The sequence below is a fragment of the Streptomyces sp. NPDC000594 genome (assembly GCF_040299965.1).
Classification (GTDB): domain Bacteria; phylum Actinomycetota; class Actinomycetes; order Streptomycetales; family Streptomycetaceae; genus Streptomyces.
In genome coordinates this window covers 102,130-122,495 of record NZ_JBEPCY010000003.1, presented here as the reverse complement: position 1 = coordinate 122,495, position 20,366 = coordinate 102,130, and the positions used below count along the sequence as shown (strand labels likewise).

Here is a 20,366-nt window from a genome sequence, read left to right as displayed (position 1 = left end):
TCCGCAGCATGCCGCCTTAGCTCAGCTGGCCAGAGCAACGCACTCGTAATGCGTAGGTCTCGGGTTCGAATCCCGAAGGCGGCTCTGAATTACCCCAGGACTCACTCGCCGTGACCTGGGGTTTTTCGTTTACCGGATGCGGCGGCGGCGCCTGTCGCGGGCCGCCCTGGTGCCCGTGGTCTCAGTTCTGGTCTCAACCGGGGCCGGGGCGGGCGCCTCGGTCTGCGACGGCACCTGGGGGAGGAACGCGTCGCCCATGCGGCGCATGGCGTCCCGTGACTGCTCGGACCGCCCCTTCACGTACCGGCGGGTCTGGGTGACCTGGGTGTGCCGCAGGATCTCCATGATGGTCACCAGCGGGACGCCCAGCTCGTTCAGGATGGTGCCGGCGGTGTGGCGGCTTCCGTCGTAGAGACGCCGGTCATCGATCCCGGCCTCCTCCAGCAGTTCCTTGAACTCCTCCCAGTCCTGGCGCGGGTCGAGCGGCCGACCGTCCGGGCGGGCGAACACGACATCGAAGTTCTGCCACAGCTCGGGCGCCGCCGCTCGCTGCTGTTCCTGGAGTTCACGGAGATCCCGGAGCGGCGGGATGAACGGCGGCGGGATGGGCACCGGCTGCCAGCTCTTCTTCGTCTTGGGCCGGGTGAACGCGAGACCGCCGCCCTTCCGGTCGGGGCACACGCTCGCATGCCTGGTGCATTCCTTCCCGCAGGGCTTCGGGCACCCGCGCTTGTAGCCCTTGTGCGTGGTGCAGTCCGCAGGGCACGGTTCGAACCGGTGCAGCCGCTCGCCGCAGGCGTGCGGGTCGGCACATCCGTGCTTCCACGTGAGCCGCTGGAGCTGCCAGCGCGGGTGGAAGAGTCCTGCTTCCAGGTCGACGTACTTCCACCGCATGCCGAGTGTCTCGCCCTGCCGGAACCCCATGCCGACGCCGACCAGCCAGCGCACGAACGTCGGCCGTTTGACCGCTGCTTCCAGGAAGGCGCGGGCCTCTTCCTGGGTGAAGGGGTTCGTCTCGGTCTCGTCCACGGTCGGCGGGTCGACCAGCACCGCCACGTTCTCCACGATCATCCGTCGGCGGTGCGCGATCTTCAGCGCCCGCGACAGGATGCGGTGGACCTTGAGCACGTGGGAGGGCGCGTGGCCCTTGCTCAGCATGGCCGCGTACATCGTCTCCAGATGCTCTGGCTCCAGCTTGTTCAACCGGTGCTGGCCGACGCCCGGAACGATGTCGTTGCGCGTCTTGGACCAGTAGTCATCCAGTGATCGCGGCTTGAGCTTCAGACTCGCGATCGTCGTCAGGTAGGTGTTCATCCACTGGGCAACGGTAGGCACACGACCGGCCTTAGGTGCCCGCTTCTCGTCGCGCAGCTTCTCCAGGGCCCGGACCTTGCGGGTGACTTCCGGTTCGGTCCGTGCACGGCGATGCCGACGGTCGGGGCTCCCGTCAGGCTTCACTCCCATGGTGACGCGACCGTGCCACCACCCGTCACTCCCCAGGTAGATGGACGATTCCATATTCGGCTTGCGGCTCATCTTCGCCTTTCGCGGGTGAGGCGGCCCCGGTGAAGCACGGGGCCGCCTCGGGCTGTTCGCGGATCAGATGGTCTGGGTCTCCAACCGGGACGCGAAGTCGTCGAGTTCGGTCCGGCGGAGTCGGCGCGCACGGCCGACCTTGACGTAGGGCAGTTCGTTGGCTGCCATCAGCTCGTAGAGGGTCGAGCGGCCGAGGGACAGATACTCGGCGGCGGCCTTGACGGTGAACAGGATGGGCGTAGGGGCGGTCGTCACTGCGGGCGCCTCCTCGGCGGGGTGCTGGGGCCTCTCTGGCCCCCTCCTGGGGTGTCCGCTACATCCGCTACATCCGCTACATCGCAGGTCAGCGGGTGTTTTTGTGTAGCGGATGGGTGGGTGTGTAGCGGCTACGGCCCAGGGCGGGGGCGCCGGGCCGTAGCCGCTACATCGGTGTGCTTCCGCTACATCCGCACCCCGTGTGAGCTGGGATGTAGCGGATGTAGCGGATGTAGCGCCTACCGGGGGGCGGGGGGCGGGCAGTACCGGGTCCAGGCGTCGGCGAGGTCTGCGCTGTAGAAGCCCTTGAGGACTCCGCCGGAGGTGCGGATGTTGCGGGCGGCGACCGGTGTGTTGTCGGCAGTCATGTACTCCCGGAGCATCTTGGAGAGGCTGCGGGAGTCGAGGGGGCGCCCGCCCATGTCCGCCCAGGGGGCGTCGTCCAGGGCGTTGAGACGGTCGATGATGGCAACGGTCGGCAGACGGTCGAGACCGACCATGACGTGGTCACGCAGGTCGGTCAGGAGCCTGATCCCGATGCTGCCCTTGTCATCTCCCTGGGAGGCGGCGACCAGCTCGACGCACGCCGCGCGGGCACGGTCGGGCCACTCTCCCCCGGCCGCGTCCGCGACGGCGAGCAGGGGTTCCCACACGTCCGCCGGCCGGTCGCTGATGCCCTCGGGCATCTCGGGCCATGCTTCGGCGACCTGGTCGCGGACGGTGTCGGCCCACTCGGCGAGTCGATCGCGCAGAGCGTGGCCCTCCCGCATGTGGAGACGCTGACGGTAGGGCTCGACCTTCTCGTTCCGGGCCCTGCGCCGCATCCGCACGATGACCGACCGGGTCAGGATGGTGTCGGGGAGGTGCCCGAGTCCGGCCAGCGCGACAGCGCAGAACGAGTCGAAGACCGCCGCGTTCTGGTTGGACCCCTCTCCGACACAGCGCAGTGCGCCGCCGATGTGGCGCCACCCGGCGTTCAGGAACCCGCGAAGCTGCTCATCGGCGGTGGCTTTCGGCCCGAAGACCGTGTCGATCTCATCGAACAGCACTGTGGGCAGTCCCTCGCCGCTCCCGACCAGCCGGTAGAGAGCGTTCGCGGACGCGGACACCGTGGCGACCGGGCGGGGAGTGAGTAGTTCGATGATCTCCAGTGCCCGGGACTTGCCGGAGCCCGGCTCCGGGGAGAGGAACGCGATCCGGGGCGTGGTTTCGAAGCAGTCGATCAGATGGGCGTGCGCGTCCCACAGGACGACGGCCGCGTAGGCCGCTTCCCGGGGGAAGACGTTGAAGCGCCGGTGGAACGCTTCCACCTCGCTGAGCAGGGCCGCCCCGTCGATGGGCGTACGGGTGGTGGTCATGCGGCGGCACTCCTGTCATCGGCCCGCAGGGGGCAGGCGGTGCGGTGGGTGGTGTGGTCGGCGATCAGTTCGAGGACGCGGCGCTGTCCGACGGCGGAGCGATCCCGGCCGCACGCGCACCGGGAGGTCGCGGTGGGGATGGTGCCGCGTCCGGGGGCGACGATGTGGAGGGTCGCGACGATCCAGCGCCCGTCGGCCGGGCGCGGGTCAGGGCGAACAGCAGAGGGGACGCCCTGACGGGCGGCGACCTTCGGCGCGCCACCACCGGCACGGGTCGGGGCCGGTTCGGCGGGCCGGGGGCCGGTGATGGCGGGGGTGTGGCTTTTCAAGGGGGGAGGCGGCGGGGTGGTCATGATCCGCTCTCGGCGGTGAGTCCACGGGTGACCGCGCGGCGGGCGTAGGGCTCGGGGACGCCCACGGACACGGCTGCGGCCACGATCTCGTCGCCGATGGCGCTGAGTCCGCAGGGCCCGGGGCAGCCGGTGTGGCGGGCTGCGATGAACGAAGCGACCCCGTACGCGGCGGACCCGGCCCCGTGGTCGGTATGGGCCCGGATCCGGTCAAGGCCACGGTCGATGCCCGTGCGGACGTACCCGGCGGTGTGACGGCACCCGGTAGCCGGAGCGTGCTCCCACCCTCGCGTCGTGGTGGTGAAGAGACCACTCCTCTGCCGGGCGGGGGTGGTCTCTTCCCGCTCCACCAGGGCGCGGACGGTATCCGGGAGGGCGGTCATGGTGCCGGTTCCGGGGCCGAGCCAGCGGGCGTAGGCCATCAGGCTCTTGATGTCGATGCCGGGGCGGACCGCGTTCGCGGACCGCATCGGGCCCTGGTAGATCCAGTGTTCGCCCCGGGTGGTGACCACCGTTCGGGTCGCCGGGAGGGTCTCGCGGGCCCATGTGACGGCGGCGGGGTCGTCCAGGTCCACCACGGTCACCCCGGCCCCGCCGGGGTGGTAGGCGACGGCGGTCGCGTGAAGCCAGTCGGCAGCCCACTGCGGTGAGGTGAGAACTCCGGGGTCGGTGGTGGCGGCGGCCCAGCCGTGGCACGGCATCGGGCACCCGCACGGCCCGGGGACCTTCATGTTCGGACGGCCCCCGCAGGCCCCTTGCTGGCAGTCGGAGCAGTTGGCCGGCGGGCGCTTCGCCCGCAGCGGCAGCACCGGCACACCCCGCCGCGCCAGGTCGAGGGCGACCTGTAGCAGGGAGCGATGGTCATGGGTCATGCTGAAGACCTCCTCATGTTGTGCAGGGGAGGCCGGGGCGACCGCACATCTTTGCTGAGACGGGGCGGGCGCCCCGGCGCGTGTGCGGGGGCGGGTCAGGCGGTGGGCACGTCCAGAACGATGACGGTGGCGTCGTCACGGCGGCCGGACGGCTCGGCGCGGGCGGCATCGACCAGCGCCTGGGCGAGTGCCCGGGGGTCGGTCGCGTGCTGGCGGACGAGGTCTTCCATGAGGTGGTGCGGCACTTGGTCGGTCACACCGTCCGAGACCAGCAGCACCAGCCGCTCCGACGCGGGGACGGAGGAGACCGCGACATTGGTGGGGACGACGGTGGCGAGGTCCACCCGCACCCAGTTGTCGTGCTCCGGCGCGAGGTCCAGATCCTGGTTCCAGCGAAGGAACTCACCCATGGACTGGGGCGTGGTCCTCGGGTGCAGCGTGGTCCCGTCCCAGCCGTAGGCGGCACAGTCCCCGACCCACGCCAGCCGGGTCTCCTCACCGGGAGACGCGAGAGCGAGAACGGCCACCCCGGTGGGCTCCGGTTCCTCCCCCGCGCCGGGGTCGGCGACCAAGGCCCCGGCGGCGACGAGACCGGCGAGGGCCCCGCGCTGGGCCCCGACCCGTGCGGCGGTCTCGGCGCACAGCCTGCCGACGGCCGGTGCGGTCGGCGCGTGGCCGACCATGTCGACCACGCACGCGGCCGTCGTCCCGGTCTCGCTCCTGAAGACGGCGACCGCGTCCGCGTTGTTCGCGTCCGTGCCCATGCGGGTGGCGACGGCGGTGATCACACGGTGAGTCATGCGGGCTCTTCTCCGGTCGGGGTCGGCTTGTGGTCGGCGGTGAGGTAGAGGCGGGTGCGCATCCCGTCCCGGGTCGGGTAGGTGCGCGGTGTGCCGGTGGTGAACGCGTCGGCGAGTGCGGCGGTGACCCGTTCGGTGTCGTGGTGGTCGCAGATGATCCGGATGTCGAACGTCATCTCTCTCCTAGTCGCAGGTGCAGTCGGGGAACTCGCCGCTGCCGTCGGCTCCGCAGCCGCAGCAGTGGGGGTGGGGGTAGGGCTCGGTGTCGTCGGTGGGCTCGCACCGTTCGCAGTCGTCCACGGGTGCCTTTCGCTGGTGGATCCGGAATCTGATCAGGGCCGTGTCCGGCCGTGGCTCAGGGAGACGGGCGGGCCCCGCTCCGGGTGCCGTGTGGAGGGGGTCCGGGTGGGTGTCCGGCGGGTGCCTCCCTGACTCCCTGGCTGATCGTTTTCGCAGGTCAGGTGGAGGGAGGTGGTCCAGGGAGGGGGTGAGGGAGTTCTCCCTGTCTCCCTGAGCGGGTGGGGTGGGGGTCCCTGGCTATCCGGTGGCGGAAGCGGAACCGGTGTCGTCGTCGCGGTTGGTGAGGGCGCGGGTGATCCGGTCGCGGCTGATGACCATGCGGCCGTCGGACTTGTAGGGCTCCGCGCCGGTGCCGTCGAGGGCCTGCGTGAGGTCGGTGAACGACCACTTCCCGTACGCGGACTCCGACAGGGCGGTGAGCCGCTTGAGGACTTCCTGGGTGAGGGTCCGGGGGGTGTCGCCGATGACGGTGGCGATGTCGGCGAGCGGGTCGCGGTCCTCAGTCTGGTCGATGACGTGGAGGGTGGTGACGCCGTCCCGGCGGGCGCGGATCCGGTCGGCGATCTCGGCGGCCTGGTCGGTGGAGATGTAGTGGGTGCGGACGGTGATCGATGCCTGTCCGGCGGGGATGGTGATCCCGTCCGAGGCGACCACGAGGGTTCCCTTGTCCAGGCCGGGCCGCAGGAGGTTGGGGGCGGCGCCGCCGTCGACGGCCTTGTCCCCGAGGGCCATCCGGGCCTGGGACTCCGTCCCCAGCGCCAGCGACGCCCGGGTATGCGCGCCCTCACGGACCAGCTTGGGAAGGTTCTCGTTGGTGGGGTCCTGGGTTCCCTGCCACAGCACGACGTTCACCGCGCGGCCCTGGTTGTGGATCTTCCGGCAGGCCATGAAGTACCTGCTGGTGGCCTTGGATCCGCCGTAGGGGTTCTTCTTGTCGTCCTGCGCGGGGCACATGAATGCCACCTGCGCCTCATCGACCAGCAGCACCAGGGGCGGGAAGTCGGTTCCGGGCGGGGCCTGGATCCGGCGGTTCATCTCCTGGACACCGCCTTCGATCATCTCGGTGGCGTCGATGACGTGGTCATCGGTCGGGCCCTGGATCAGCGTGGTGGCGATCCCGTCGAACATGCCCCAGTCCCCCACCCCTTTCAGGTCGGCGATCCGGAACTCCACCTTCGGGTCGAGGGCGAGCCACAGCGCCAGTGCCCGCAGGGCGGCGGTCTTGCCCTGGTTCGACATGCCGGTGATCAACAGCATCCGCTGGAACAGGCCCAGCTCGGCCGCGTCGCCGCGCAGGTCCTGGCCCCACGGGGCCTTGCCGCGCTTGTAGTCGGCCGTCAGTGTGCCGTCGGTGACCAGGGGGGAGGGGCCGATCGGCTCGTCCAGCGCCCCGGAGTCGGCGATCCACAGCCGCACCGTGCGGGCCGCCTGGGGGATGGTGATGAACACCTCGTGCTCATGCCGGGAGAGGTTTTCGGCGAGCTTGCGGCGCCGCCCCTGGATCTCTGCGGTGGAGACTCCGGAGGGGAGGGTGGCATCGACTTCCACCCCGCACCCGGCGATGCGGATGGGGCCCAGCATGCCGGCGCCCGCGTCGCCCATCTCCTTGATCGCGGCCCGCAGCGGCGCGATCCCCAGATCCCGCAGGGCGGTGACGACGATGGAGGGGGTGATGGGGGCCCCGGCGTCGCTGCGGGAGGCGGCGGGGAGGGTCCAGGCGGGGGCCGCCTGCTGCTTGCCGCCGACCGCCCACAGCGCCAGCAGGGCCAGCAGCGGCGCCACCGACAACAGCGGGCCCCACACCACCTGAACGATCGTGATCAGCAGGCGGATGAACTCGATGACGGCCATCAGCGGGGTGACCACGTCGCCCACGTTCTCGTTGGCGATGGCGAGGACCACCCCCAGGGCGACCAGCGTCCCGATCCCCATCCCCGTGCCCACGGCAGCGCCCTTGGCCGCGTCCACGGGGGACCGCAGCAGATCCATCCGGCGACGGTGCCGCTCCGCACGGAACCGGTGCAACCGCTCCTCCCACTCGGCGGCGACCTCCGGATTCCCGGTCACCTCGGCCGCGCGGAGCATCCGCTCATAGCGGGCCCCGGTACGGCCGTCCCACGCCCGCCGGACCACGATCCGGCCCCCGCCCACCACATAGGCCGTGTGCCGGACCACCGCCCGGCCCGCCGTACGGGTCCGGTCGTGCCGGACCGCCCCGGCCACCGCGCGGCCCCACCGCACCCGAACCGGCACCCGAACCGGTTCCGTGGCCGGACAATCGTCCCCGGCCACGGCACCGGCTGTTTCCGGCACCATCGGCGGATCCCTGAACAGGGGAACAACGTTCTCCGTCATGCTGGAGCCTCCAGTTCTGCTCTCTGTTGAGTTGTGCTGGGCCCGGGGACGGCCGGATCGCTTGCCGGCATGAGGGCCGTCCCCGGGGCGTATCTACCTGCGGCGGGCCCGCCCGGACCGGGTGGCCTCTTCCTCGCGTTTGCGGGCACCGTCCAGGACCTTGTCGAGCTTCTTCTGAAGGTCCGCCTGGTACACGTCGCCGGTCGGGCTGTTGTGGGCGGCGATCCCGCGCTTGGCCATCCGGGCGATCAGCCACCCGATGCGCGTCTTCTCGCCGACGGTGAGCTGGGGTTCGTTCTCGGGACGGAACATGTCGTCGCCTCCTCAGCGCAGCCGGGTCGCGGTGCCGTGGACGGGGCGCCCGCCCCTCAGACGCGGGTCGGCCTCGGTGATCCAGCCGTACGTCATCATCAGGACGTCCTTCTGCGACGGGACGGCCGGGGCCGTGATGTCGGCCGTGTCGTTGTACTCGGAGAACAGGCCGTCCTTCTCCACCCGCAGCGTGATCCGCCACGTGGTCGTGACCTTGCCCATGCGGTGTCTCCCCTTTGGTCCGTGCCGGGTCTGTCCCAGCTCCCCTCACCGCCCACCCCGCGTCGAGGGGGTGGGCGGATCGGGCAGCCGTCAGAGCCGGTTGGGTTCCAGGGCGAAGAAGACGACGACGGCGGAGGGCATGCCGTACTGGGCGAGCGCCTGCTCACGGAGGGTGGTGTAGGCCTGCATCCGGCTGTGGGCGCCGGGGGTGATCGAAACGGTGCCGTCGGTGGTGGCCATGCCGCCGTTACCGGACTGGATGGTGATGATGAAGTGGTAGGACACCGTCGTCTCGACGGCGGTAACGGTCTGTGCGGTCTGTGCCGTGGTCGTCATGATCGATCCCGTCTTTGATGTGGGTGTACCGAGGTCGCACGTCCGGCCGAGCGTCAGCCCTTGCGGACCTTGGCGATGTTCTTCGCTGCGGCGGTGCCGTCCGGGCCGCCGATCGCCTTCACCGTGGTGTGGAGACCCCAGGTGATGGCGACCACGACCAGGGCGGCGACGGCGAGGGAGATGGCCATGCTGGTCATCGCGGCGACCAGCAGCGGGCCGAAGTAGACCCCGGCGACGACGGCGCCGGCGCCCATCCCGGTGCCGAGCGCGACCCGCTGCACGGTGCGGTCGGGCGGCGCCTGGTGGATGTGGACCACCTGCGGCATCTGGGGTGCGGGCTGGTGAAGGGCGGGCAGCTGGTCGGCGTAGGCGTAGGTGCCGTCCGGCAACCGCACCACAGTGGCGGGGACGGGTTCGGGCAGGGACTCCATACCGGTCTCCTGTCAGGGGGTTAGCTGGCCTTGGGCTTGCGGATACGGCGGGTGGTGGTCACCGGGGCGGTGTCCGGGCGGCGCCCGGCCCTTCCCCAGCGCCCGGGGGCAGTTCCGGCGGGGTTGACGGGCCCGGGGTCCGGCCGCGTGATCTCGGTGTCCTTACGGGGCGTCCTGTCGCGCCAAACACCCATGAGGGCGGTCCTTTCAGAGGGAAGGTCAGGGGGTGTGCGTCGCACCGTCGGCGCAGTGCGGGCACATGCCGAGCGAGGTGGGGATGCAGTAGCCGCGATCGGCCCGGCAGACGGGGCAGGTGCGGCGGGCCCGCATCGCCGCGTCGAGAGCGGCCCTGCGGGCGGGGGTCATCGGCCGCACCGGCCGGGCCCGGTCGATCCGGTACAGGTATGCGGTGAGCGGGCCGCGTCTGCGGCGGGGCCGCAGTACCTGCCCGGCCACGGGCTGACCACCGGGGCGGAGCCCCAGCGCCCGCAGCTGACGGCGGGAGGCCAGCCCTTCCGGCGCGCACCGCCACGGGTAGGTGGGGATCCCGTGCTGGGCGCCGGTTGGGTCGTAGAGATCGGCGCGGGTGGCCATCAGGCGGCCGTCGTCAGATCGGCGGGGTGGAGTGCGGTGCGGGCGAGCCGTGCCAGCCGTGCCGCCGGGTCCGGCTCGTGGTGGGCGCCCCATTCCCCGGTCGAGATGTACTCCTGGCCGATGTGGTGGGTGTAGGCGGGTGGGATGGCTTCGGTCAGCTCGTTGTGGTCGTCGGTCCAGTGGATGTCCATGGCGGTCTGCATCTCCGCCACGGAGCCCTTGCCCCCGCCGCGACCGTAGGCGGCGATGTAGGGGCCGTCGCGCCACACCCCGTGCCGCCAGCCCCGCACCGGTCCCCGATGGGTGATGTGCGGGGGCGGGGTGAGGGGCGCGGCGCCGATCCACTCGATCTCGAAGTACCGGTGCCGGATCACCCCGAGACCGAACATCTCGCCGCACAGCGACAGGTCCTTGCGGAGGTCGGAGCCGGGGACGTTCTCCATCACCCATGGCACCCCGTACCACCGGCAGATCTCCCGCATCTGCGGGATGAGGTCCGGGTACTTCCGGCCGTGATTGGTGCCCTTGGTGAGGGTGCACGAGTTTTGGCAGGGCGGTGAAGCATGGACCAGGTGGACGTCCTGGCACATGGCGTGCACGGCGTCCAGGGCGTCGGCCTGGACGAAGCGGAACGGGTACGACGGGCGGGGCACGATGTCCACCCCGACCACGTCGAAACCGGCCCGCCAGTACCCCATCCCGGCACCCCCGCCACCGCAGAACAGGTCCAGCACCGTCGGCCGCCGCATCACGACGGCACCGGTCCACGGGCGCGTTCGGCGCGCAGGGTGTCCCGGATCTCACGGGCACGGGCCGGAGATGTCCGCAGCATCTTCCGCAGCCGTTCCGCCGACAGGTCGGTGTCCGTCCAGTCGGCGGTCAGCTCGCGTGCTGCGGTCAGTACCTCGGCTGCCGTCCGGCGCGGCTGGGCAGGCGGCCGGGCCGCGACCGGCACCCGGCCCGTCACCCTTCGCGGGCGGCGCGGGGCGTCGGCCGCCGCCACCCGCACCGGATCGGTGCCGGATCGATCGGGCACGGCGGCCGGGAGAACCGGGGCATCGGTGGGGGTCTGTTCGGTGAACAGATCGAGGTGTGGTCCCCCGGGGGTGACCCGGTGGACCGTGCCGGTCGGGCCCGGTTCGATGGCGCGGATGGGCTTGTGGATCGGGTGCGGTTTCATGCAGTCGACCCCGATGCGGGCGGGCCCGGTGACCCGGTCGATCGTGAACGCGACCGGCCCCGATACCGGCAGGTCAGACATAGACCGATACATGGGCTGCTGCCCCGATTCCTCCCGGTTGTGGGTCGGGGCGGCGATCGGCTGCTGTGCCCTGGCCATCGCGGCGGCCGACTCGACCGCGCGGCGGTGGAGATCGGGGGTCATGCCGTGGTCGTCGGTGCCGGTGTGGATCCGCCATGCCTTCGCCCACGCGTCCTCGGCCGTGAGGGCTCCATGGGGGGCGGCGGACAGCAGGCGGTCGGCGATCCGGGCCACCGGGCGGTGGTGCCGGCGCCGGGTGCGGCGGTGGCGGCGGCGGGCGCGTACCACCCGTCCGTCCTCGCCGTCGCCGATGGCGGCGAGGGTGCCGACCCACTGCCGGATCTCGAACAGCACCGGGCCCAGCAGGGTGACGGCGGCGAGTCCGATCCCCGCCGTCCGTGCCTCACCGGCGGACAGGTTCTCCAGGCTCAGGCCGTAGTCGTAGTTGATGGACGCGGCGAACCCCGCCGCCGTCAGAACCAGTACCCGCAGGGTCCAGCACACCCACACGGGCAGATGGCGGGCGTGGGCGAAGGCGACCCCGGCGGCCAGCACCCACGCGGCCCCCTCCACCGCGAACGGCAGAGGCAGCAGCATCGGCGAGATGTGGACGAAGTGGAGCACCTGCGCGGGCAGCGACGCGAGACCGGACGCGGCGACCAGGGCGAGCGTCCCGCGCCGGTAGACGTGCTCCGGTGTCAGCGCCCCCGCACGACGCACCGCCCGTTCCGCCCGGCGCCGCCGCCGCTCCACATCCGCCTGGGTGTTTTCCTCGCGGGTCCGTGCGCGTTCCCGGGCGGCCCGCTCGTCCGCCTCCCGCCGCCTAGCCGCAGCCCGCTCATCGGCGGCCACCGCGTCCCTGCGGCGCTCATCGGCCTCGGCGGCCCGGTCCGCCCGGCGCTCCGCCCGCACATCCACCGCGCTCACGACACACCCTCGTCCTGCGGGCGGACGGGGATGGAGGCGGTCAGTTCCACCCGGTCGTTCGGACCGGCCGGGTCCTCGTCCCACCGCCAGGCGGACCCAGGCACCGGCTCGTACCCCAGGTCCCGCAGGACCCTCAGCCGCTCGGCCAGCGTCGGCAGGGGGTACGCGCGCCGGAATTCGTGCTCAGGCCAGACAGAGACATCGTCGGCACTCGGGATGTACAGCTCCCAGTGCCCCGCGTACAGGCTGTTGGTCAGCCGGGCGAAGAGCGTCATGCCACACCCCCCGGGAGAACCCGAGCAGTCTCGGCGGTGGTGTGGTTGGTCAGGTCACGGCGGGCCGCCAGCACCCGGCGGCGGGCCCGGCGAAGACGCCGTTCGTCCAGCTCCGACGGCACCCGGTCCAGCACCGCGATCTCCGCGTCCAGCAGATCGATCCCGGCCCGGATGAGCGGCATCTCGGCATCGATCGCGTCCAGCTCGATATCCGTGGGCTCACGCCACGGCTCGAAAGCGACGGCGCCCCAGGCGAGGGCGGGCACAATGTTCACGGGTCACTTCTCCCTGTGGATTTGGTGGAAACGGCCCACTGCGGGCCCTGGGGATGCACCCCCGGGGCCCGCGCCGCTTCGGCGGAACAGAACAGTCAGACGGTGGCGATGACCAGCGCGGCGATCAGGAGCCAGGCGTGGTGCCAGCTCTGGTCCAGGGCGTAGGCGCCGGTGCCGAGCGTCGCGGCGGGGGTGCCGGCGGCGGTGACCGGATGCGCCGGATGGGCCCCGGTCCCCACGTTGTGAAACGCCTCCAGGCCGCAGATCCGGGCGAGAGCGGCGAGGGTGGTGCGGCGGTCCGCCCACCCGTGGGACACCGCGTCCACCCCCAGGCCGAGCAGCAGCCCCGTGACGGTCACCGGGGCGTCCAGCAGCCACACCACCGGCAGCAGCGCCACCACCTTCGTGGCGGTCAGCGAGGCCACGTGCCGGGCGCAGGCCGCGCGGCCCGCCCACCCCGGCGCCCCCTTACCGGCTGCCTGGCACGAGGTCTGTACCCAGTGGTCGCCCACACTGTGGCCGACCCACAACGCGATGAACACAGCGGCGAACACGTCCATGCCGATCCCCCTCCAAGTGATGGTCCCGAAACAGCGGCCCCGGGGGGATGCACCCCCCAGGGCCGCACCGTGACCAGTAGTGGTCAGCTCTTCTTCTTGTTCTTCTTCTTGCCGCCGGTCTTGCCCGGGACCATCCGCAGACCCGGCGCGACCTGGACGGCCTCCCCGTACAGCACGGCCCTCTCGGTCACCACACGACCGGTCTGCGGATCCACAACCCGGCGGACCCGCACCCGGCCCTGCTCCCGCTCGCCTGCGGCATCGTCAGAGCTGGCCTGGTCACCGGTGAGCTTGCTGATCCATCCCATATCGAGCCCTCCTCGACGGGGCCGGAGTCTCCGGCTCCCCCCACCCCGCCCGGCCAACCCCCAGGTGGGGGCTGTGCGGGCGGGGAGAGGCAACCGCCGTACCAGGAGGGTCAGCGGCCGAAGTAGCGGGAGTTGTACCGGCGCCGGTACTCCACATCCGAGATGTCACCGGACTGGAGGGCCGTCATGTCGGCGTCGGAGAAGTGCGGGTCCCGCTCGGCGGTGACCCCGTCGGCGCTGATCGTCGTCCTGTTCCCGGAGTCGTCGTACGAGACCTGCTCACCGGTCAGCTTGCTGATCCAGCCCATCGAACTCTCCTCACCAAAGGGTGGTCGGAACCGTTCCGGCTCCCCCCACCCACCCGTACGGGGCACCCCGCCACACGGCGGGCCCGGACGGGTGGGAGAGGCAGCCGACCGCCCGAGCGGGCGGGGCCGAGCGGACCGGATTCGTGTACGGCGCCGCCGGGCCGGTCCAGCCCCGGCGGCACCCTGGTATGTCGTCGTCGGCACACAACCGACCTCCCTCACGTGATCGCGGGGACACGGCTTTCACCGGCACTCCGTTGCCACGGAGGACCGGTCCCGGGATGCCGGACACGGGCGCGTCATCGTCACTGCTCTGACGCCAGCAGGGCGGCCGTGCACCAGGTGGCACCACGGCGGGCTGACCTCCCGGAACAGGGAGGGATGATCCCGCGCGGATGTTCTCCAGAGCTGGCACACGAGCAAGGTGCCGCCGGACGGCACTTACCCGGCCGCCGCAGGGACGGGGACTTCCACCCCGCCGTTCATTCACACACTCTGTTCAGTTCTCAACCAACGGTCACTCCCGGACGGGTGTGGAATCCGCTGGATCCCGCTCACGCGGGACCCGCCCGAGGTGATGCGACGCCATCCAGATCTCGAAGCTCATCTGGTGCGCACCAGAAGAATGGCATCTGGTGCGCACCAGATGCAAGCCCCTGAGGGGGATTGGTTTGGCGCGCACCTCTAGAGAACGGCTTGAGGGGGGTGTCGTGGTAGCCAACGGGGGTTAACCTCAAGGGGGTTAACCAGCTCTCACCTGCGGTTTACGGGAGGCGGCGTGGCTACAGGCCTCAGGACGGCCAGGATGGCGCGAGGGTGGTCGCAGGACAGATTGGTCTACGAGATGCGTCGGTTCGCCGACCAAAGACTCTTGGACATTGCCTCGGCGGCAAGCCTCAAGACCTACATCTCGGAGTGGGAGAACGGCCGGCGGACCATCACGGACCGGTACGCCGCGATCCTCCGGCCACTCTTGGGCGTCGCGGACGATGAACTGCGTGGCACGGTTGCACCGCAAGAGCCGCAGGCGGACGGATACGTGGACCTGCTGAGCCGAATCGACGCAGCAGGCAGTCTGAGCGAGTCCATGGTCCCGTCGTTCCTGGCCCAAACCGAACTACTTCGGACGATGGATCGGCAAATGGGTGCGACCGGCCTAGTGGATCAGATGAACGGCCACCTGACGGCGATGGAGGAAGCCCTGACCTTCGCTGTGCTGCCAGGAGTGCGACGGCCTATCGCGACCGCTCTCGCGGGAGCAGCCACCCTCTCCGCTTGGCAGGCATTGGACGCTGGTGCCGTGGATAGGGCATGGCGGAGGTATGAGCTGGCCAAGAAGGCCGCTCAAGATGCCGAGTCTCCGCTGTACCTGGCGCATGCCATGGGCGAGCAGGCGTACGTTCTCGCGGATGCCGGGCGTCCTCAGCTCGCCGTTGAACTGGTGCGGGACGCGCAGCGAGTCCACCCCGAGCGCCAGTCGCCAAGGCTACGGGCGTGGCTCGCGGCAGCCGAGGCCGAGCTGTGTGCGGCGGCCGGGCCTGAAATGGAGTCGGCGGCGAGGGCCGCCATGGAGCGAGCAACCGCTCTCCTCCCCGATGACGGTGAGGTACGGGATGTAGACCTGCTGAGCATCTTCCTCAACACCGGTCACCTGACAAGGTGGCGCGGAAATGTCCTCGCCAAGCTCGGAGACGCTTCGGCGATGGAAGAGCTGTACACCTCGCTTGCCAGCGCAGATGCGTCCTTCGTGCGAGCGAACTCCGGACTGCACTGCGACCTCACCCAAGCGCACCTGGCCCGAGGAGAGCTGGAAGAAGCGCGGTCTCATCTCCAGAAGGCCCGGTTGCTGGCGAACCGCACGGGATCCGTGCGGCATCGCCGTCGAGTGGAGATGCTTACCGGGCGCCTCTAGCACGGTCCGCCAGGATGTGGAGTAGGGCCACGAGCGTGCCTGACCCCATGAGCTTGCCTTCGGACATCAGGCGGGGGATGTGGTCGAGGGGCACCCAAGCGACATCCCCCGCCTCTTCGGCGTCCGTGGGCTCTCCGACCTTCTCGGCGCCCCGTGCCACGAAGATCTCGTGAGGCGAGTCGACCATGCCGATCATTGGCTGGTAGCTCACGACGTGCTCGACTGGGCCGGGGCGCCAGCCCGTTTCTTCTTCAGTCTCGCGTGCTGCTGTGGTGGCGGCATCCTCACCGGCGTCCACGATTCCGCCGGGCAGCTCCCAGCCCCATTGCTGCGGCACGAAGCGGTACCGCCACAGCATGAGGACGCGGTCCTGGTCGTCGATCACGGCGGTCACGGCAACCCGGAAGAGCCGGACCACGTGATGCTCAAAGCGCTGTACGCCGGGAGGTTCTACGTCGACCAGGTCAAGATGAACCCAGCGATTCTCGTAGACAGAGCGGGAGCCGTGGATCTTCCATGGGTCCCGCTCTGTCGGCGTCGGGGCTCTGTCACCGACGAGAACACGGTACGAACTGCGGTCGTGGGCCTTGATGAAGTGCTCGTTCACGAGACGTGCGAGCGCCTGACGCAATGCGGTGCGGCCGATCTCAAGCTCAGCGCTCAGGGTCCGCTCGGATGGCAGCTTGTCGCCGGGGCCGTAGCGGCCCGACTCGATCCAGGATCGAATCGTCTCGTAGACCCTCTGTGTCTTGGGTCCCATCCTTGGCGCACACTCCCGGGTTGTCGGCTGCTGGTAGCCAGCGTATCGGGGGAGTAGGACGGATGACTCGGCCATGCGAACCTCTCTTCCTGGGGCCGCCTGCCCGGTGCGGCAGGCATGGCCACGATCGAGTACGCGAACAAGCCTCACAAGGATCAGAAGCTCCACGCGGCCGGGGCGGCTGCGGTAACCACCTCGATCGCTGACCTTGCCCAGCCGGTTCTCGACGTGGGGAGTGGTCTCACTTGCGGGCTCAGTGAGAGGCCGTTCCATGACGGTCCACGGTCGTCCACGGGCATCCGGCACACCTCCTGACCAGCGACGCCCGTCGCCCGCCGGACACCCATGGACACGCCCGGAACAAGATCGGACAACTCGTAATGCGTAGGTCTCGGGTTCGAATCCCGAAGGCGGCTCTGAATTACCCCAGGACTCACTCGCCGTGACCTGGGGTTTTTCGTTTTTCCGGGTCAGGGGGCGGGCCCCGGTGGGGCGTTCGCCCAGGGGGGGCGCCGACCAGACGGGGGTCAGCCCGTGAACTGGGCCCGGGTGGGGGCCGGGGTGGGCAGGGGGTGGGCCGGGGTGGGGCGGAGGCCGTCGAAGATCAGGGCGAGGTAGCGCTGCCAGAGGCCGGGGGCCTCCTCGCTGATGCTCAGGACGGCCTGGGAGGCGGCGCTGAGCAGGAGCACGATGTCGAGGCCGGTGACATCGGAGCGGACCGCGCCGGCCCGCTGGGCGCGGGTGACGAGGGCGTCGGCGACGTCCGCGAGGCGTTCGCGGGAGGTGCGGACGGTGGCCTCGCTGCGGGAGAGGGCGGCGGCGGCCTGGCAGAAGGAGCGGTCGCGGGCCTGGATCTCCGTACCGATGGTCATGAAGTCGAACAGCGCGCCGGCCGGGTCGCCGGAGTCGGCGAGGCGTTCCCCGGCGGCGACCAGTTCCTCCAGGCGGTCGCTGAAGATCTCCGCCAGTAGTTGTTCCTTGGTGTCGAAGTGGCGGAACACGGTTCCCTTGCCCACCCCGGCGCGCGTGGCGATGCGGGTGATCGACACATCCATGCCGTTCTCGGCGAACTCTGCGGTCGCCGCGTCCATCAGCAGGCGTCGGTTGCGTACGGCGTCGGCTCTTGTCATGCCTCCAGTCTACCTAAGCGGACCACTCGGTCAGGTTCTGTGCTACGGTTCAAACATGACCGAGCGGTCCGGTTAGTGGATTCGCCGCGGTCATGGGGGTGATCCCGTACCCGGGGTCATCCGCCGGCCCTCCCCGCCGTGCCCGCCGAAGGGCGCGGACCGTGGACCACACGGGATCGACCGATCCGGGGAGCGGCACACCACGCAGTGCGAGAGCGAGAGGAAACAGTCATGGACGTCCGCGGCTACGAGACCGGCCCGATCAAGGCGGAGGCGGCCTTCACCTCCGACTTCCCCCTGGACGACCGCTACTCCACCCAGGACCTGGTCGACATGTTGGAGCGCGAGCGCCCCAACATGGACATCCGTCCCGGTATGCGGCACAAGTACACCCCGCTGCGCTTCGACCCGGCCACCGGTGTGAAGTACATCGGCGGTCGCTACCTCTTCGACACCTGGGAGAACGTCCTCGACTACAACCACTTCACCAACGAGGAGCTCTTCCCGGAGCCCGGTGTGAAGTTCTGGTCGCGCTTCCCGGGTGTGGACAAGCACTACTGGAAGGTCACCGGCGCGCACGACTTCAAGCCGATGGCCACCTCGCACCACATCAACCGGTTCGAGCGGTACTCGTACGCCAACGAGAATGTCGAGCAGCTGCTGGCCGAGGTGTGGCCTGCCATCCGTGACGAGGCCGAGAAGCAGGGCCTGTCCAGCGTCTGGCTGATGTTCCAGCCGGAGGAGAAGCAGATCGGCATCATCACCGTGGCCGAGAAGTCCGGCGACGCCGACCAGTCCGTCGCCATCTCCCAGGGGCTGGAGTACCTGGAGCGCCTGGGTGCCTTCGGTCGCTTCCTCCCCGAGCAGCTCGGTGCCGAGCAGCTCATGGACCGGACCAGCCTGATCATCTCCTCCTGGCTGCCGGAGTCCCGGGCGCTCGGTGGCGCGCACTCGTCCTTCGACGTGTCGCCGCCGCACCCGAAGCCGCAGATCTGACGGCAGGAAGAACGACGGGAAGCAGAACGACGGAACGGAAGAACGGGCGCCCGGCCGGAACACCCTCACGGTTCCGGCCGGGCGCCCGCGTACAGGGACCGGTCAGTTCTTTCCGGTCTGTCCCGTCTGTTCGGTCTCTCCGGCGGGCCGGGCCATCAGGTCCAGACTGCCGGGCACCGCGGCGAACGCGCGGTCGGTCAGGGCGATCAGCTCCGGCCGGCCCGCGTCCGCCGGGCCGGTTGACCAGGCGTGCAGCGCACACCGGAAGGCCGCCACGGTGATCTCCAGCGCGATCCGCAGCCGCAGCCCGTCCATCCCCGGCGTTTCCGGCGTTTCCGGAGGGCAGGCGTCGTCCGCGACCAGCGGACCCAGCCGTACCGACAGCAGCGCCAGGATCGCCTCGGCGGTCTCCGCGCAGTGCTGGAGGCTGTGGGCGGCGAGCGCCGGGGTCCGTTCCACCAGCCGGCGGCTCTCCGCGAACCGCCGCTCCCACTCGTCCCCCATCCGCTCCAGCGCGGTGATCAGCGCCCGGTGCAGGGTCCCGAGGACGGGCCCGGTCAGCTCGGCCTCCGTCGACGCCTCCAGGACCTTGAGGAACTCGGCCCAGAACTCCTTCTCCGGCGCCAGCGCCACATCCTCCTTGGAGGCGAAATAGCGGAAGAAGGTCCGCTTGGAGATCTCCACCTCATCGGTCAGATCGTCCAGCGTCGTCCGCTCGAAGCCGTCCCTGGCGTACCGGGCGAGCGCGGTCTCGACCAGGGCCCGCCGGGTGCGCAGCCGCTTGCGCTCGCGCAGCGGCAGCTCCTTCCCCTCCGGTCCCGGTGTCGTCGCCGCCGCTGTCGTCATACCGGCGAGTGTAGGCGGGAACGCCCCCGGAATACCTCAGCCACTGGGTAGCGTTTGCCTTTCATAGGCATGTGCCACTGAGTGACATTTTCTCTCCCTGGCCCGGCCGTCCCAGAGATCAACCGGAGGAATCCCATGCGTGCCCTGATCGTCGACCGTTCCGCCCCCGGGCAGCTGCGGCTGGCCGAGGCGCCCGACCCCGTACCCGCACCCCATCAGGCGCTGGTCCGGGTCACGGCGATCTCGCCCAACCCGGCCGAGTTCCGCTACATCCTTCCCGGCGCCCCCGACGGCGCCGTGATCGGCTGGGACGCCGCCGGGGTGATCGAACGGGCCGCCGCCGACGGCTCGGGACCGGCGGTCGGCACCCCCGTGACCACGCTCGGCCTCAGCGAGGGCTGGGCGGAGCTGCGGGCCGTCGACACCGCGCTGATCGGGACCGTCCCCGAGGGTGCCGACCTCGGGGCGATGAGCACCCTGCCGGTCTCCGCCGGGACCGCGCTGCGCGCCCTGCGCGCGCTGGGCCCGATCCTGGGCCGCCGGGTGCTGATCACCGGGGCGTCGGGCGCGGTCGGCCGGTTCGCCGTCCAGCTCGCCGCCCGGAGCGGTGCGTATGTGATCGCCGCCGCCCGGAAGCCGCAGCTCGCCGACGAGCTGCGCGGCCTCGGCGCCGATGAGGTCGTCACCGGCCCCGACGGGGTCACCGCGCGGGTCGACGGTGTGCTCGACCAGGTCGGCGGGCCCGACCTCGCGGCCTGGTTCGACACCCTCGGCGAGGGCGGCACGCTCGTCCTGACCGGGGCGGCCTCCGGTGGCGCCACGGCCTTCCCGCCGGGCGGCCTGCTGGCCGACCCGACCCGCCGGGACCGCTCGATCGTCACCTTCTTCGAGATGAGCGGCGACGGTATCGACCGGGATCTGACCTGGCTCGCCGCCGAGGTGGCCGCGGGCAGGCTCCGTCCGCACATCGCCTCGCGCGGGAGCTGGGCCGACGCCGCCGACACCCTCGACGCCGTGCGCGAGAGCCGGCTCACCGGAAAGGCCGTCCTGGATCTGACCGGCTGATGAATCCGGCAAATCTGTCAGA

At 70.6% G+C, this 20,366-nt stretch carries 26 protein-coding genes and 1 tRNA gene; 4 read left to right on the top strand and 23 right to left on the bottom strand.

Annotated features, from left to right (window positions below; all coding sequences use genetic code 11):
- The first annotated feature begins 10 nt into the window (after window positions 1-10).
- Window positions 11-84, top strand: a tRNA-Thr gene (locus ABT354_RS05625).
- A 45-nt stretch (window positions 85-129) separates the two neighbouring features.
- Here the strand turns inward: ABT354_RS05625 and ABT354_RS05620 are convergent.
- The 20 genes from ABT354_RS05620 to ABT354_RS05525 form a co-directional block, all read right to left on the bottom strand.
- Entirely contained in the window at window positions 130-1,536 is a 1,407-nt protein-coding gene (locus tag ABT354_RS05620) for a tyrosine-type recombinase/integrase (RefSeq protein WP_351489472.1), read from the bottom strand.
- Window positions 1,537-1,599: 63 nt separating this feature from the next.
- Window positions 1,600-1,791 carry a helix-turn-helix domain-containing protein gene (locus tag ABT354_RS05615; RefSeq protein ID WP_351489470.1) on the bottom strand — a complete coding sequence of 64 codons (192 nt, stop codon included), beginning with the start codon at window positions 1,789-1,791 and terminating at the stop codon, window positions 1,600-1,602.
- Between the two features lie 239 nt (window positions 1,792-2,030).
- Window positions 2,031-3,149, bottom strand: a complete 1,119-nt coding sequence (locus ABT354_RS05610) for a DUF3631 domain-containing protein (RefSeq protein ID WP_351489468.1) — start codon at window positions 3,147-3,149, stop codon at window positions 2,031-2,033.
- The gene (locus ABT354_RS05605; RefSeq protein WP_351489465.1) at window positions 3,146-3,478 is read right to left on the bottom strand and encodes a hypothetical protein; all 333 of its coding nucleotides are present in this window, start codon (window positions 3,476-3,478) and stop codon (window positions 3,146-3,148) included. Before ABT354_RS05605 ends, ABT354_RS05610 begins: the two co-directional genes overlap by 4 nt.
- A 20-nt stretch (window positions 3,479-3,498) precedes the next feature.
- A complete protein-coding gene (locus ABT354_RS05600) occupies window positions 3,499-4,371 on the bottom strand; it encodes a bifunctional DNA primase/polymerase (protein ID WP_351489463.1) in 873 nt (290 codons plus the stop codon).
- A 95-nt stretch (window positions 4,372-4,466) separates the two neighbouring features.
- On the bottom strand, window positions 4,467-5,171 hold the full coding sequence (locus ABT354_RS05595; protein WP_351489460.1) for a hypothetical protein: 705 nt from the start codon (window positions 5,169-5,171) through the stop codon (window positions 4,467-4,469).
- The gene (locus ABT354_RS05590) at window positions 5,168-5,347 is read right to left on the bottom strand and encodes a hypothetical protein (protein WP_351489458.1); all 180 of its coding nucleotides are present in this window, start codon (window positions 5,345-5,347) and stop codon (window positions 5,168-5,170) included. The genes ABT354_RS05595 and ABT354_RS05590 overlap by 4 nt, the downstream gene beginning before the upstream one ends.
- A 361-nt stretch (window positions 5,348-5,708) precedes the next feature.
- Complete coding sequence (locus ABT354_RS05585) at window positions 5,709-7,826, bottom strand: ATP-binding protein (protein WP_351489455.1); 2,118 nt, start codon at window positions 7,824-7,826, stop codon at window positions 5,709-5,711.
- 93 nt (window positions 7,827-7,919) lie between these two features.
- On the bottom strand, window positions 7,920-8,138 hold the full coding sequence (locus tag ABT354_RS05580; protein ID WP_351489453.1) for a DUF6257 family protein: 219 nt from the start codon (window positions 8,136-8,138) through the stop codon (window positions 7,920-7,922).
- A 12-nt stretch (window positions 8,139-8,150) separates the two neighbouring features.
- Window positions 8,151-8,360, bottom strand: coding sequence for a hypothetical protein (locus tag ABT354_RS05575; RefSeq protein ID WP_351489451.1), 210 nt, complete (start codon window positions 8,358-8,360; stop codon window positions 8,151-8,153).
- 90 nt (window positions 8,361-8,450) lie between these two features.
- On the bottom strand, window positions 8,451-8,696 hold the full coding sequence (locus ABT354_RS05570; RefSeq protein WP_351489449.1) for a hypothetical protein: 246 nt from the start codon (window positions 8,694-8,696) through the stop codon (window positions 8,451-8,453).
- Between the two features lie 53 nt (window positions 8,697-8,749).
- Window positions 8,750-9,127, bottom strand: a complete 378-nt coding sequence (locus ABT354_RS05565; RefSeq protein WP_351489447.1) for a DUF6251 family protein — start codon at window positions 9,125-9,127, stop codon at window positions 8,750-8,752.
- Between the two features lie 219 nt (window positions 9,128-9,346).
- Window positions 9,347-9,721, bottom strand: coding sequence for an RRQRL motif-containing zinc-binding protein (locus ABT354_RS05560; RefSeq protein ID WP_351489444.1), 375 nt, complete (start codon window positions 9,719-9,721; stop codon window positions 9,347-9,349).
- The gene (locus ABT354_RS05555; protein WP_351489442.1) at window positions 9,721-10,470 is read right to left on the bottom strand and encodes a DNA cytosine methyltransferase; all 750 of its coding nucleotides are present in this window, start codon (window positions 10,468-10,470) and stop codon (window positions 9,721-9,723) included. Before ABT354_RS05555 ends, ABT354_RS05560 begins: the two co-directional genes overlap by 1 nt.
- Window positions 10,470-11,909 carry a hypothetical protein gene (locus tag ABT354_RS05550; RefSeq protein ID WP_351489439.1) on the bottom strand — a complete coding sequence of 480 codons (1,440 nt, stop codon included), beginning with the start codon at window positions 11,907-11,909 and terminating at the stop codon, window positions 10,470-10,472. Before ABT354_RS05550 ends, ABT354_RS05555 begins: the two co-directional genes overlap by 1 nt.
- A complete protein-coding gene (locus tag ABT354_RS05545; RefSeq protein ID WP_351489436.1) occupies window positions 11,906-12,184 on the bottom strand; it encodes a DUF6303 family protein in 279 nt (92 codons plus the stop codon). The genes ABT354_RS05550 and ABT354_RS05545 overlap by 4 nt, the downstream gene beginning before the upstream one ends.
- Window positions 12,181-12,459 carry a DUF6284 family protein gene (locus ABT354_RS05540; RefSeq protein WP_351489433.1) on the bottom strand — a complete coding sequence of 93 codons (279 nt, stop codon included), beginning with the start codon at window positions 12,457-12,459 and terminating at the stop codon, window positions 12,181-12,183. Before ABT354_RS05540 ends, ABT354_RS05545 begins: the two co-directional genes overlap by 4 nt.
- Window positions 12,460-12,554: 95 nt before the next feature.
- Entirely contained in the window at window positions 12,555-13,019 is a 465-nt protein-coding gene (locus ABT354_RS05535; protein WP_351489430.1) for a transcriptional regulator, read from the bottom strand.
- 83 nt (window positions 13,020-13,102) lie between these two features.
- A complete protein-coding gene (locus ABT354_RS05530; protein WP_351489427.1) occupies window positions 13,103-13,327 on the bottom strand; it encodes a hypothetical protein in 225 nt (74 codons plus the stop codon).
- 110 nt (window positions 13,328-13,437) lie between these two features.
- Complete coding sequence (locus tag ABT354_RS05525; RefSeq protein ID WP_351489425.1) at window positions 13,438-13,635, bottom strand: hypothetical protein; 198 nt, start codon at window positions 13,633-13,635, stop codon at window positions 13,438-13,440.
- Window positions 13,636-14,413: 778 nt separating this feature from the next.
- Here ABT354_RS05525 and ABT354_RS05520 point away from each other — a divergent pair.
- On the top strand, window positions 14,414-15,547 hold the full coding sequence (locus ABT354_RS05520) for a helix-turn-helix domain-containing protein (protein ID WP_351489423.1): 1,134 nt from the start codon (window positions 14,414-14,416) through the stop codon (window positions 15,545-15,547).
- Here the strand turns inward: ABT354_RS05520 and ABT354_RS05515 are convergent.
- Window positions 15,531-16,307, bottom strand: a complete 777-nt coding sequence (locus tag ABT354_RS05515) for an NUDIX domain-containing protein (RefSeq protein WP_351490146.1) — start codon at window positions 16,305-16,307, stop codon at window positions 15,531-15,533. The two genes, ABT354_RS05520 and ABT354_RS05515, sit on opposite strands and share 17 nt — an antisense overlap.
- Before the next feature lie 527 nt (window positions 16,308-16,834).
- Window positions 16,835-17,437, bottom strand: a complete 603-nt coding sequence (locus ABT354_RS05510; protein WP_351489420.1) for a TetR/AcrR family transcriptional regulator — start codon at window positions 17,435-17,437, stop codon at window positions 16,835-16,837.
- 231 nt (window positions 17,438-17,668) lie between these two features.
- Here ABT354_RS05510 and ABT354_RS05505 point away from each other — a divergent pair, with 231 nt between their 5' ends.
- The gene (locus ABT354_RS05505) at window positions 17,669-18,433 is read left to right on the top strand and encodes a hypothetical protein (protein WP_351489417.1); all 765 of its coding nucleotides are present in this window, start codon (window positions 17,669-17,671) and stop codon (window positions 18,431-18,433) included.
- A 102-nt stretch (window positions 18,434-18,535) separates the two neighbouring features.
- Here the strand turns inward: ABT354_RS05505 and ABT354_RS05500 are convergent, their stop codons facing one another.
- The gene (locus tag ABT354_RS05500) at window positions 18,536-19,279 is read right to left on the bottom strand and encodes a TetR family transcriptional regulator (protein WP_351489414.1); all 744 of its coding nucleotides are present in this window, start codon (window positions 19,277-19,279) and stop codon (window positions 18,536-18,538) included.
- Between the two features lie 135 nt (window positions 19,280-19,414).
- On the opposite strand from ABT354_RS05500, the gene ABT354_RS05495 reads away from it, so the two are divergent.
- On the top strand, window positions 19,415-20,344 hold the full coding sequence (locus tag ABT354_RS05495) for a zinc-binding dehydrogenase (protein ID WP_351489411.1): 930 nt from the start codon (window positions 19,415-19,417) through the stop codon (window positions 20,342-20,344).
- The last annotated feature ends 22 nt before the right edge of the window (window positions 20,345-20,366 follow it).